Annotated in this window: 8 protein-coding genes; 2 read left to right on the top strand and 6 right to left on the bottom strand. The window is 73.0% G+C overall.

Annotated features, from left to right (window positions below):
• Positions 1-2: 2 nt before the first annotated feature.
• Both ADJ73_RS16720 and ADJ73_RS14435 read right to left on the bottom strand, forming a co-directional pair.
• Positions 3-1,091: a GNAT family N-acetyltransferase gene (locus tag ADJ73_RS16720; RefSeq protein WP_172669735.1), complete on the bottom strand. Its 1,089-nt coding sequence runs from the start codon at positions 1,089-1,091 to the stop codon at positions 3-5.
• Positions 1,092-1,108: 17 nt separating this feature from the next.
• Positions 1,109-2,215, bottom strand: coding sequence for a GNAT family N-acetyltransferase (locus ADJ73_RS14435; protein ID WP_050348846.1), 1,107 nt, complete (start codon positions 2,213-2,215; stop codon positions 1,109-1,111).
• Positions 2,216-2,286: 71 nt separating this feature from the next.
• On the opposite strand from ADJ73_RS14435, the gene ADJ73_RS14440 reads away from it, so the two are divergent.
• Positions 2,287-2,787, top strand: a complete 501-nt coding sequence (locus tag ADJ73_RS14440; protein WP_050348847.1) for a hypothetical protein — start codon at positions 2,287-2,289, stop codon at positions 2,785-2,787.
• Here the strand turns inward: ADJ73_RS14440 and hflX are convergent.
• Positions 2,774-4,258 carry a GTPase HflX gene (gene hflX / locus ADJ73_RS14445; RefSeq protein ID WP_050348848.1) on the bottom strand — a complete coding sequence of 495 codons (1,485 nt, stop codon included), beginning with the start codon at positions 4,256-4,258 and terminating at the stop codon, positions 2,774-2,776. The two genes, ADJ73_RS14440 and hflX, sit on opposite strands and share 14 nt — an antisense overlap.
• Positions 4,259-4,351: 93 nt before the next feature.
• Positions 4,352-6,772, bottom strand: coding sequence for a sodium-translocating pyrophosphatase (locus ADJ73_RS14450; protein WP_082177027.1), 2,421 nt, complete (start codon positions 6,770-6,772; stop codon positions 4,352-4,354).
• A gap of 258 nt (positions 6,773-7,030) precedes the next feature.
• Here ADJ73_RS14450 and ADJ73_RS14455 point away from each other — a divergent pair, with 258 nt between their 5' ends.
• A complete protein-coding gene (locus tag ADJ73_RS14455) occupies positions 7,031-8,956 on the top strand; it encodes a DUF222 domain-containing protein (protein ID WP_156188247.1) in 1,926 nt (641 codons plus the stop codon).
• A 121-nt stretch (positions 8,957-9,077) separates the two neighbouring features.
• Here ADJ73_RS14455 and ADJ73_RS14460 read toward each other — a convergent pair whose 3' ends face one another.
• Both ADJ73_RS14460 and ADJ73_RS14465 read right to left on the bottom strand, forming a co-directional pair.
• Positions 9,078-10,640, bottom strand: coding sequence for an alkaline phosphatase D family protein (locus ADJ73_RS14460; protein ID WP_050348850.1), 1,563 nt, complete (start codon positions 10,638-10,640; stop codon positions 9,078-9,080).
• 185 nt (positions 10,641-10,825) lie between these two features.
• Positions 10,826-12,805, bottom strand: a complete 1,980-nt coding sequence (locus ADJ73_RS14465) for an OPT family oligopeptide transporter (protein WP_253272595.1) — start codon at positions 12,803-12,805, stop codon at positions 10,826-10,828.
• Positions 12,806-12,913 lie beyond the last annotated feature (108 nt).

Genomic DNA, 12,913 nt, shown 5'->3' on the forward strand with positions numbered 1-12,913 from the left:
GTCTAGCGAAGCCCGCGGCGCCACGCCTCCGCGGTGATCTCGTAGGTGACCTCGCCCTCCTCAGCACCCGGCAGCGGGTCGTCCCACGCGCGCACCTCGGTCGAGACGTGCCGCATCCCGAGCCTGCGCATGACGCCCCGGGAGGCGGCGTTGACCGCCATCGTCTCGGCCCAGATCCGTCGCAGCCCGACGGTCTCGAAGCCGTGGCGCACCAGCGCCGCCGCGCCCTCGGACGCGAGCCCCCGACGCCAGTAGCGACGGTCGAGCCGCCACCCGATCTCGGCAGCGTCCGGGCGCACCGGTGACCCCGGCTCGGAGTCGCTGCGCCCCAGGTCCCACCAGCCGAGGAAGTCAGCACCCGCGCCTGCGCCCGCGAAGCCCACCCACCAGCCCAGGCCGAGGGCGTCGCCGCTCGGGTCCGCGCACCTGGGTGCCCAGAAGGCATCGATCTCCTCCGGCGTCCGTGCCCGCCCGAGCAGGTGGCGCATCACCTCGGGGTCCGCGTCGAGACGGTGCAGGAGCGGGAGGTGCTCGAGCGTCATGGGCCGCAGCGTGACGCGAGGCGTCGTCAGGACCGGTCGACCACCCGGGCCGGGCGCCAGGTCCTTGACCATCGCCTGGCGCGGCCACCGGCCCAGCCCCCGGTCGCGCTCGTGCTGCCGCGCCGCCGCCAGTCCCGGGCCGAGCGACGCCACCGGCAGGACCCGCCACCCCAGCCGCTCGTAGTAGGGACCGTTCCACGGCACGTCGCGGTAGGTCGTCAGGCTCATCTCCGCGTGCCCCGCGGACCGCGCCCACGTCTCCGCGGCCTCGAGGAGCCGCGCCCCCAGGCGCTGCCCCGCGTGGTCCGGGTGGACGCTGAGCTGGTCGACGTGCGGGTGGCCGTCGACGAGCTCGACCCGCACGAAGCCGACCGGCCGGTCGTCCCCGTCCGCCGCCACCCACAGCGTGCCCGCCGCCAGGGCGGGCTCGAACGCCTCGGGCGGGTCCGGGGGCATGTCCGCCACCAGGTCCATCCGGGCGCCACGGAAGAGCGGCCCTCCGGAGGCGTCGATCGCCGGCAGGAGCAGCAGGTCATCGACTCGGGCCACGCGAATCGTCATACGGCTCATAGGGATCCCTCCGCCTTCACGGGTGCACCGGTCACCGACCGGACCATCCAGACGCTGTCGCGCCGGTCGTCCGCGCTCAGCCACAGAGAGCGCGGCACGCGCCCCACCTCGGTCCACCCCATCCGCGCGTAGAACCGGCCGAGCCCCAGCCCGCTGCGATAGGTCAGGTCGCACACCTCGAGCCCCGGGAGCGTCCGGGCGACGGCGTGCATCCCGGCGAGCGCCACGGCTCCCAGGTTGCGCCCCTGCACGGCCGGGTCGACCATGAAGCGCTTCAGCGTCGCCGTGTGTCGGAAGAGCCCGTCCGCGCTGCGGATCCACCAGCCGAACCCGAGCAGACGCCCGGTGCGGTCCCGCAGGACCGCGAGCGTCCGCAGCTCGTCGTCGGTGGCGGCGAGGGCCTCGTCGAGGGTCGCCGCCACGGCCTCGCGCGGCGACTCCCGGGTGAAGCCGACCGCTCCCCCGGCGGCGTTGACCGCGCACCACAGGTCGAGCATCTGCTCCCGCAGCGGCGAGTCCAAGCCGTGCTCGGCCCCCCGCACCACCGTCATACGGGGCAGCCACCACGCGCGCGACGGCCCCGCCTCGACCGGGTCTCCCGGGATCACGTGCGGCTCCCCGGGCACCAGCCCGGCCGCGGCGGCCGTGCGGCCCGAGGCGGGGTTGTCGTCCCGGGCCACCGCCGAGACCACGTATGCCGGCGCCCACTCGCTCGCCCACACCGTGACCGCGCGGGCGGCCTCCCGGCCGATGCCCTGGCCGTGCGTCTCGGCCGCGAACCGGTAGTAGAGGTTGGCGGTCCCGTCGTCCTGCAACCGGATCCCCGCGAAGCCGCACGGCTCACCGGTGACGCGCGACTCGACGACCCAGTAGTGCACCCCTCGCTGCTGCCAGACGTCCACCCAGCTCTGCAGCGCCCTCAGGTTGGCGGCCCGGTCCGTCGTCACCGCCCACGGCGCGTGCCGGTAGAGCCGCTCGTCGGAGTGCAGCGCGTGGTGGAGCTCCGCGTCCGCGAGGGTCGGCGGTCGCAGCCGCAGCCGAGCGGTCTCCACGGTCGTCGGAGCCTCGAGGGGCAGGGGGCGGTCGAGCGCGGCGGTGGCCATGGTCCCGACGTTAGCCGTAGCCTCCGACAGACCCCACCGGATTCCCCTCCCCACCCCGAGGACGCTCACCCATGCCGTATGCCGCCACCGTCGACCACCCCGGTGGCACAGCACAGTTCGCCGTGACGCACGACGCGCTCGCCATGGTCGCGGCCCTGGGCGGCCACCTGCACGCGTTCGTCGGCGGCGAGGGGTGCCGCGCGCAGAGCCTCGCCTTCTCGACGTCCGAGCCGGCGCGCGCCCTGGAGTGCCGGATCGACGTGCCCGAGACCGCGAACGACGTCGACTGGGAGGGCACCGACTGGACCGAGGAGCGTCTGGCGGCCCTCGCCGAGCGAATCCCCTTGCGGGACTGCCGGATCACGGTCAGCGCCGAGCTGGCGCCCCTCGTCGACGGCGGCGAGCTCGACTTCGGGGACTACCTGCAGATGGAGCGCTTCGTGTGGTCACGCCTCGCGGGCGAGGCAACCCGCGCGGGGCGCCGGTGCACCTGCCTGCGCAGCTTCGGGGTCCCGCGGGGCAAGCAGGCGACCTGCCTCGACGACGCGCGGCAGGGCCTCAGCCGGCCCTGACGGGACGGTGACGGGTCACGGCATACGGCTCGAGCTCGCCGGCCAGGCGCGGGTGCACCATCGCGCGCACCAGGGTGCCGGCCCCCGTGTGCTCCTCGCTCTCGAGGTCGGCCTCGGAGTGCAGCCGCGAGACCAGGTCGCCCCGGTCGTAGGGCAGGAGCACCTCCACGGCGATCTCCGGCTGCGGCAGCTCCTCTGCGATCAGCCGACGCAGCTCGTCGATGCCCGCGCCGGTGCGGGCGGACACGACGATCGCGTGCTTCTCGTGGGCCCGCAGCCGCAGCAGCACCTCGGGGTCCGCCGCGTCCGCCTTGTTGATGACGATGATCTCGCGCAGCCGGTCGCCGCCGATCTCGGACATCACGGCCCGGACGGCGCTGATCTGCCCCTCCGGGTCGGGGTGCGAGCCGTCGACGACGTGCAGCAGGAGGTCGGAGTCGCCCACCTCCTCCAGGGTGGAGCGGAAGGCCTCGACCAGCTGGTGCGGCAGGGAGCGCACGAAGCCGACCGTGTCGGCCAGGGTGTAGGGGCGCCCGTCGGGGGTCTCGGCCCGGCGCACGGTCGGGTCCAGCGTGGCGAAGAGCTGGTTCTCGACCAGCACGCCCGCGCCCGTGAGCCGGTTGAGCAGGGAGGACTTGCCGGCGTTGGTGTATCCGGCGATCGCGACGCTCGGCACCTCGCTCGCGCGCCGGCTGGAACGCTTGGCGTCGCGGGAGGTCTTCATCTTCTTGATGTCCCGCTTGAGCTGGGCGATCTTGGTGTTGATGCGCCGCCGGTCGAGCTCGATCTTGGTCTCACCGGGGCCGCGGGAGCCGATGCCGACGCCGCCGGCGGCCTGGCCACCGGCCTGGCGGGACATCGACTCGCCCCAGCCGCGCAGGCGCGGCAGGAGGTACTGCAGCTGCGCCAGCTCGACCTGCGCCTTGCCCTCTCGCGACTTGGCGTGCTGGGCGAAGATGTCCAGGATCAGCGCGGTCCGGTCGATGACCTTGACCTTGACGACGTCCTCCAGCGCACGCCGCTGGCCCGGGGTGAGCTCGCCGTCGCAGATGACGGTGTCGGCGCCCTCGGCCTGCACGATCTCGCGCAGCTCCTCGGCCTTGCCGGAGCCGAGGAAGGTCCCGGCGTCGGGCCGCAGCCGCCGCTGGATCACGCCGTCCAGGACGGTCGACCCGGCGGTCTCGGCGAGCGCGGCGAGCTCGCGGATGGAGTTCTCGGCGTCCTCGGCGGTCCCCTCGGTCCACACCCCGGCGAGCACGACCCGCTCGAGGCGCAGCTGGCGGTACTCGACCTCGGTGATGTCCTCGAGCTCGGTCGACAGCCCGCCGACGCGCCGCAGCGCGGCCCGTTCCTCACGGTCGAGCTGTTCGCCGTCGTACGCCTCGACGCCCTCGTCGAGCCAGGGGTCCTGCTCCTCGGCGAGCGCCTCGGCCCGGGAGCGGAAGAGGTTGTGGTGCGAAGTAGAAGTCATATCCCCTCAAGGGTTGCACGGGCCCACGTGGACAGCGAGCCATTTGTGCCAACGCTGACGACCCCTGCCGTATGCCGCACCAGCCCGCCCGGCCTAGTCGAGGTCTCGCACCTTGTCGAGGTGGGGGTGCTGGCCCCGGGCCGGGAGGTCCGGGGACGGGCCGACGGCGTGCTCGATCTCCGGGAGCGAGTCGTCGACCCGGCGACGCGACACGATCACGGCGGCCGCGATGATGGCGAAGGCCACGACCGCGATCAGGATTCGCAGCCACGACGAGGCGCCGGTGCCGCTCGACATCTGCACCACGGCGGGCGCGATGAGCACGGCGACGAGGTTCATGACCTTGATGAGCGGGTTGATCGACGGGCCGGCGGTGTCCTTGAAGGGGTCTCCGACGGTGTCGCCGATGACGGTGGCGGCGTGCGCGTCCGAGCCCTTGCCGCCGTGAGCGCCGTCCTCGACGAGCTTCTTCGCGTTGTCCCAGGAGCCGCCTGCGTTGGCGAGGTAGACGGCCATCAGGACCCCGGCACCGATGGCGCCGGCCAGGAACCCGGCGAGCGCGCCGAAGCCCAGCGCGAAGCCCACCGCGATGGGGGCCAGGGCCGCGAGGAGCCCCGGCGTCGCCAGCTCGCGCAGCGAGTCGCGGGTGCAGATGTCGACGACCCGGGCGTACTCCGGCGTCTCGGTGCCGTCCATGATCCCCGGGTGCTCCCGGAACTGCCGGCGCACCTCGAGCACGATGGCCCCCGCGGCTCGGGTCACCGCGTCGATCGCGAGCCCCGAGAAGAGGAACACCACGGCGGCGCCGAGGATGACGCCCACGAGGACGTTGGGGGAGGTCACGGCATACCCGCCGACGGCCTCGGAGGCGTTGCGACCGGCCGCGCTGAGCGCCGTCATCACGGCGTCGTTGTAGGAGCCGAAGAGGGCGGTGGCCGCGAGCACGGCGGTCGCGATGGCGATGCCCTTGGTGATCGCCTTGGTGGTGTTGCCGACGGCGTCCAGGTCGGTGAGGATCTGCGCCCCCGCCTCGTCGACGTCGCCGGACATCTCCGCGATCCCCTGCGCGTTGTCGCTGACCGGCCCGAAGGTGTCCATCGCGACGATGACCCCGACCGTGGTGAGCAGGCCGCAGCCGGCGAGCGCGATGAGGAAGAGCGAGACGATGACCGAGCCGCCCCCGAGGAGGTAGGCGAGGTAGACGGCGCCACCGATGACGACGGCCGTGTAGACCGCCGACTCGAGGCCGACGCCGATGCCGGCGAGGATGACCGTGGCGGGTCCGGTGACCGAGGTGCGCGCGACGTTGCGGGTGGGCTCCGACTCGGTGTCGGTGTAGTGGCCGGTGATCTTCAGGATGACGGCGGCCAGCGCGATGCCGAGCAGCACGGCCCCGACGGCGAGGAGCCGCGGGTCGCGGTCGACGCCCGAAGCCTCGGCGCCGCGCAGCTGGGCGAAGGAGGACGGCAGGTAGAGGAACGCCGCGAGGGAGCACAGCACCGCTGACACCACGGCCGCGATCGCGAAGCCTCGGTTGATGGCGGCGAGGCCGCTCTCGCCCGGGCGGGCCCGCGTGACGTAGATGCCGAGCACGGCGGTCAGCACCCCGATGGCCGGCACGATCAGCGGGAACACCAGCCCCTGCTCCCCGAAGGCCGCCTTGCCGAGGATGAGGGCGGCGACGAGGGTGACGGCATACGACTCGAAGAGGTCGGCCGCCATGCCTGCGCAGTCGCCCACGTTGTCGCCGACGTTGTCGGCGATGGTCGCGGCGTTGCGGGGGTCGTCCTCGGGGATGCCCTGCTCGACCTTGCCGACCAGGTCGGCACCCACGTCGGCAGCCTTGGTGAAGATGCCGCCGCCGACGCGCATGAACATCGCGAGCAGCGCCGCCCCGAAGCCGAACCCCTCGAGGACGGCCGGCGCCTCGGCGCGGTAGATCAGCACCACCACGCTGGCCCCGAGCAGGCCGAGACCGACCGTGGCCATGCCGACCGCGCCGCCGGTGCGGACGGCGAGGGTGAACCCGGGGCCGCGCCGACCGGACCGCGCGGACGCGGCGACCCGGACGTTGGCCTGCACCGCCAGGGTCATGCCGAGGTAGCCGATGAAGGCCGAGAACACAGCCCCCAGCACGAAGAAGAGGCTCCGCCCGATCCGGACGGAGCCATCGTCTGCGGGGAGCAGGAAGAGCAGTGCGAACACCACCAGCACGAAGCCGGCGAGCGTGCGCAGCTGCCGGTTGAGGTAGGCGCCCGCCCCCTGCTGGATCGCGGCGGCCACCTGCTGCATGCCCGAGGTGCCCGTGTCGGCGCGCAGGACCTGGCCGCGCAGGATCGTGCCGACCACGAGCGCCAGCAGCGCGATGGCCGCGATGACCGCGACGACGACGATGCTGCTGCCTGAGACGGGCACGACGGCCGGGACAGCGACCGCAGGGCCAGCGACCGCAGGGCCGGCGACCGCGGGGGCACCGGCAGCGGCCTGGTGCGAGATGGCAGAGAGCGCGCGCATCCGTCCTCCTTGACGTGCGACTACGGACGGTGAGCACCGTCCTCAGGTGGCCGTCAGTCTAGGGAGCGGACGGTCCGCTGACCAGGGTTGCCGCGCCGATGGTTTTGCCGGGTCTCCGGGTCTGTCGGTGGCGGGTGGCAGAGTGTGACGCATGCTCACCGGGGGCGTCACGGGAGCGGATTTTTCGCTACGGTGTGCGAGATGGTGTCACCCGGGTTGCGGTCGCGGGATCCGTTGTTATAGCCCTATTCTGGGGGCATGAGGACGACGGTGTTCGAGACGGTGGAGGGGCAGTTTTCTGCACCTTCCGTGACTCGACTCACCCAGGTCTTCGCCCAGCTGGTGGCGGGGGCGTATGCCGATGCCTGCTCCCCCGCCCCCTCACCGCCCCCGGGCGACGACATGACCCAGGACACACCTGCGTCGTCGATGCCTGTGGGCGAAGCGGCTGACCCGGCTCCGGCGGCCATGGCCCGTGCTGCGCTCGCCGAGGTCGTGGCCACGGTCCGCGCCCTCGGGGCCCTGCAGGCCCACCTGGTGGAGACCCACGCCGAGCTGATCGGCCACCTCGCCGACGACCTGGTGCAGGGCGAGCTGAGCCACGGTCGGACCATCTCGGACGCGGTCGCGGCCGACGACGCCCGCGTCATCGCCGGCGACGAGATCGCGGCCGCCACGGGCCTGGGCCCGGGCGAGGTGCAGCGGCTGGGACGCCTCGCGACGACACCCGGACCCGTCCGGCGCCAGGTGGTGGCCGCGCTGCGCGAGGGTCGCACCACCTTCTACCGCGCGACCTCGCTCAGCGACGCCGTGCACCTCCTGCCCGACGACGTCCCCGACGCCCGGCTGCGGGTGGCCTCCCGCTGCCTGGCCGCCAAGCGGGGGCACGAGCTCCACGACGTGACCCCCGACGGGCTGCTGAGCCACGGCACGTTCTTCGCGCGGCTCAACCGGGCGATGTCTCACGAGCAGTCGCTGCTGCCCGACGCCGAGCACCTGCGGCGCCGGTCGCTCGCCGACCGCGCCGTCCGAGCCCGCATCGACGAGCACGGCCTCGGCTGTCTGTCCGTCACCGGCGCCGCCGACCAGGTCGCGGCCGCCCACGAGCGCATCGACGCCATCGCCCGCTCCACCAAGGCCGCCGGGGACCAGCGCACCCTGGACCAGCTGCGGGCCGACATCGTGCTGCACCTGCTCAACCACGGCTGGGACGAGCACCGCGACCTCGTCGGGACGCCCCCGGCCGCCACCATCCACCTGCGGGTGAGCCTGGAGGTCCTGCTCGGGCTGGCGAGCGACCCCGGCTGGCTCGAGGGGTACGGCCCGGTCCCGGCGCCGGTCGCGCGCGACATCGCGCTGCGGCCGGGGTCGGTGTGGCACCGCATCGTCACCGACCCGGTGACCGGGATCGTCTGGGACCGGTCCACGCGGTCCTACCGGCCCACGGCGTCGATGCGCGCTGACGTCGAGGCGAGGGACGTCCTCTGTCGCGCCCCCGGCTGCACCCGACCGGCGGTCCGGTGCGAGCTCGACCACGCCGTCCCCTATCCCGACGGGGAGACCTCCCCGGCCAACCTGGTCGCGCTGTGCAAGGCGCACCACCAGCGCAAGACCGGACGTCGCTGGCGCCACACGCTGCGGCCGGACGGGACGGCGACCTTCACGAGCCGGCTCGGCCAGACCATCACGACCCGACCGTGGGCGGACGACGTCCCGACCCCCGCCGCAGCGTCGAGCCCGACCGCGGCGTGGCCACCGGATGCCCGGCCCGACGCGTCCGAACCCGAGCTGAGGGCCAAACCCGGACCCAAGCTCGTTCCCGAGGCTGACGTCGAGCCCGAGCTCAAGCCCGGACGCGAGCCCGGACGCGGAACCGAACCCAACCGCGAGCCCGCGGTCCCACGCCCGCCGTCGAGCTCACGGCTCGAGGACCACCTCCGGAGCATCGTCGCGCCCGAGATGCTGCGTCGCCTCGGCAGGTACGGCGACGAGGAGACGGCCCGCCGGGTGCAGGCCGCCGCTGCCGTGCGCGGGGTCGGCGACTGGGTGAGCACTCCCGAGCCGGGCTGGGGCCACGGCACGCGGGTGCAGCTGGGCGAGCCGAAGTGGCCGCACCGCCGCTGCCTCCCCGAGCGCCGCCCCGCCGTGGGTGGGAGCGCGGGCCACGACGAGCCGCCGTTCTGATCCGCACCCGTTCTGACCTGGCACGTCGGCCCCGGGGCCACGCCTGCCCGGACCACGTCGTGCCCGACACCCCCCCGCCTGCCCCCGCTACGGGAGGCGGGGGGAGGCGGCATACGGGCGGTCAGGACCGGGGCGTCAGCTCGGTCGTGTGGAGCACCTCGCCCAGCCCGTTGCGCAGGCTGACGGTCATCGTGCCCGCCCGATCGACCTCGACGTAGCCGAAGAACATCGCCTTCTGGTCACGCGGCGACTGGTTGGCGTAGCGCGGCAGCCCCTGGAAGAGCACCTGCGGGCCGAAGGTCTTGTCCATGGCGTTGGGGCCGAAGCCGCCGGCCGAGATGGGGCCGGCCACGAACTCGTAGAACCCGTCGAAGTCGCTGAAGGCCGCCTTGGAGGGGTCGTAGTAGTGCGCGGCGCAGTAGTGCACGTCCGCGGTGAACCACACGACGTTGCGGATCTTGCGGCGCTTGATCTCCCGCAGCAGGTAGGCGAGCTCGAGCTCGCGACCGAGCGGCGCCCCGGCGTCACCCTGGGCGATGGCCTCGATGGCCTTGCCGTCCGGCACGACGATGCCGATGGGCATGTCCGCGGCGATCACCTTCCACGTCGCGCGCGACCGCTGCAGCTCGTCCAGCAGCCACTCGACCTGACGCCCGCCGAGGAAGGCGGTGCGGTAGGGCTCCAGGTCGGGGGTGTTGGCCCCGCGGTAGGTGCGCATGTCGAGGGCGAAGACGTCCACGTGGGAGCCGCGCTCGACCTTGCGGTAGACCTGCGGCGCCTTCCCCAGGTCGTGGAGGCCGCGGCCGTGGCGGTCGGCGATGGGCATGAACTCGAAGAACGCCTGACGCGCGCGGGTGGACAGCACGTCGACCCGACGCTCCCGGGTGTAGCGGGGGTCGTCGAGGACCTCACCGGGATACCAGTTGTTGACGGTCTCGTGGTCGTCCCACTGGCTGATGACGGGGACGTCGGCATACATGCCGCGGAGGTTCTTGTCCATGAGGTTGTAGCGGTAGCGGCCGCGGAACTCGTCGAGGGTCTCGGCCACCTTGGCCACCTGCGGGGTCACGACGTTGCGCCACACCTGCCCGTCGGGCTCGACCACCCGCTCGGCGATGGGGCCGTCGGCGTAGATGTTGTCGCCGGAGTGGATCAGGAAGTCCGGACGCAGCTCGTGCATCGCGCGGTAGGCCACCATCCCGCCGAGGTCCGGGTTGATGCCCCACCCCTGCCCGCAGGTGTCGCCGGTCCACACGAAGCTGGTCGGGGCGTCGTGCAGCGCCGCGGTGCTGAAGTGCCCCACCCCGACCTCGCCGCGGTGACCGTCGAGGTCCTCGAACTGGACGCGGTACTCGAAGTCGCGGCCCGGCGCGAGCCCCTTGAGCTCGAGCTTGGCGGTGAGGTCCGACCGCGGGGTGGCCCACGGGCCGGCGATCTCGCGCCAGGAGCCGCGACGGCCCCCGGAGGTGACCCGGACGACCATGCGGCCCGGGCGGTCCGAGCGCGACCACACCATGGCCGAGCGGGAGGTCACGTCACCGGCCTGGACCCCGCTGGGCAGGGTGCCGCGGGACCGGAGCAGGGCGGGGGCACCGGCGGCGGAGGCGGTGGACTGGCCGAGGGCGACGAGACCGGCGCCGCCGAGGGCGCCGGTGAGCAGGGAGCGGCGAGAGAGCTGCGACATGGGAGTCACTGTGGTGCGCGGGGGTGAACGCCGATGGTGCGCAAGGGTGTCCATCCGGCAAACGGACCCCCGCCACCTGCCCCGACCGTCACCAGCCCCGACCGTCACCAGCCCCGTATGCCGCGCGCCCCGGCCCGTGGGGACGGACCGGGGCGCGCGACGCCGACGGCGGAGGTCGGCAGAGGTCAGCGCAGGTCGGGCGTGGGGGCGTTGGGCCCCGGCGCACCACCGTCGGTGGCGGCCATCCGCTTGACCCACTGGTAGAGGCCCAGCGCCAGCGCCACGAAGATCACGAGCCCGATGGCCTGGGCCGGCCCTTCGAAGCTCTCGCCGACGACGGCGAGCGGCGCGTCGTTGCCGCCCGAGGCGGCGACGATGCCGGCGAAGAGCACCCCGAAGAGGCTCTCCCCCACGATCAGGCCCGTCGCCATCAGCACGCCGAGACGCTTGGCGCTCTCGGGGTTGGCCCGCGTCGCGCACCACCGGTCGTAGAGCAGCCCGAGGACCGCGCCGATGGGGATCATGAGCGTGAGGTCGATGGGGAGGTACATGCCCATGCCGACCGCCAGCGGCGGCAGCGCCAGCCGGCGCGCCGTGGTGATCCGCAGCGTCTCGTCGATCGCGACGACGACGGCCCCGATGATGGCGCCGAGTCCGATGAGACCCCAGTCGAGCCCCCCGCCGAGGACACCCTTGGCGAGCGTCGAGATCAGCGACGCCTGCGGCGCGGCGAGCGCGTCGGCACCCGCGCCGGGAGCCCCGAGGAACCCGAAGCTGCGGTTCATGAGCTGCAGGATCGGCGGGATCACCGCGGAGCCGAAGGCGACACCGATGACCAGCGCGACCTGCTGCTTCCACGGGGTGGCCCCGACGAGCTGGCCGGTCTTGAGGTCCTGCAGGTTGTCGTTGGAGATCGTCGCGACGCCGAAGACCACCGCGGTGGTGAAGAGCGTGTAGGCGACGAGCGCCGCCGTCTGGTCCCCGCTCCCGGCCCCGTGGACCGCCTTGATGAGCAGCGCCGCGGTCACGGCGACGAGGATGCCGACGCCGGAGATCGGGCTGTTGGACGCGCCGATCAGACCGGCCATGTAACCGCACACGGAGGCGACGAAGAGCCCGACGAGCAGGACGTAGATGATCGAGGTGAGGACCAGGCCCGTGGCGTTGCCCTCGAGCGGGGTGCCGCGGGTGAAGACCCAGAGCAGCGCACCGATCGGCAGCATCGAGGCGAGGGTGACGCCGCCCACGAGCTTCATGGACAGGTCGCGCTCGGTGACGTCGACCTCCTGGCCCGCGGCGCGGGCGTTGGTGGAGGCCAGGGCGTCCTTGATGCCCTTGAGGATGGGCCCGATGATCTTGACGAGCGTCCACACGGCCGCGACGCCCATGGCACCGGCGCCGATGAGGCGTACGTCGCTCTTGAAGACCTTGCCGACGACGTCCATGGCCTCGGTCCCGGCCGGGATCATCCCGCCGGTGCGGATCGGCAGGATGATGCCGTAGGAGATGATGACGCCCACGACCATCGCGATGCCGACGGTGATGCCGACGAGGTGCCCGACGCCGATGAGCGCGAGCGACAGGCTCGAGCCGACCATGGTGCCGCCGGAGCCGATCCGCAGCGCGCGCGAGACGCCCTCGGCGGCGAGCTTGAGCTTGGTCAGCAGCATGAAGCCGAAGGCCGCGACACCCGCGACCGCGATGACCTTGAGGCCGCGCTTGTTCTCGTCCGCCCCGGAGGCGGAGTCGCCGACGCGCAGCACCTCGGCCGCCGCCACGCCCTCCGGGTAGGGCAGGTCGGACCCGGTGACCAGGGCCCGGCGCAGCGGGATGGAGTACATGACCCCGAGCACGCCACCGAAGAAGCAGACCCCGACGGTCTGCCAGTAGGGGAAGCCGGTCCAGTAGCCCAGCATCACGAGGCCGGGAAGGACGAAGATGATGGCCGACAGCGTGCCGGCCGCCGACGCGATGGTCTGGACGATGTTGTTCTCGACCACCGTGTGGTCGCGGAAGTAGCGCAAGATCGCCATCGAGATCACCGCGGCGGGGATCGACGTGGCGAAGGTCAGGCCGACCTTGAGTCCCCGGTAGACGTTGGCGGCGGTGAAGACGAGAGTGATGATCCCGCCGATGACGACCCCTCGTAGGGTCAGCTCACGCACGGGAGATGGGTGGGCCGTGCGCGGCGTGGTGGGTACAGACACGATGGAACCTCCTCGGTGGTGCTGCAGGTGCTGCGACAGAACGGAGATCGTCCCTCGTGGGCGGCG

The sequence above is a fragment of the Arsenicicoccus sp. oral taxon 190 genome (assembly GCF_001189535.1).
Classification (GTDB): domain Bacteria; phylum Actinomycetota; class Actinomycetes; order Actinomycetales; family Dermatophilaceae; genus Arsenicicoccus.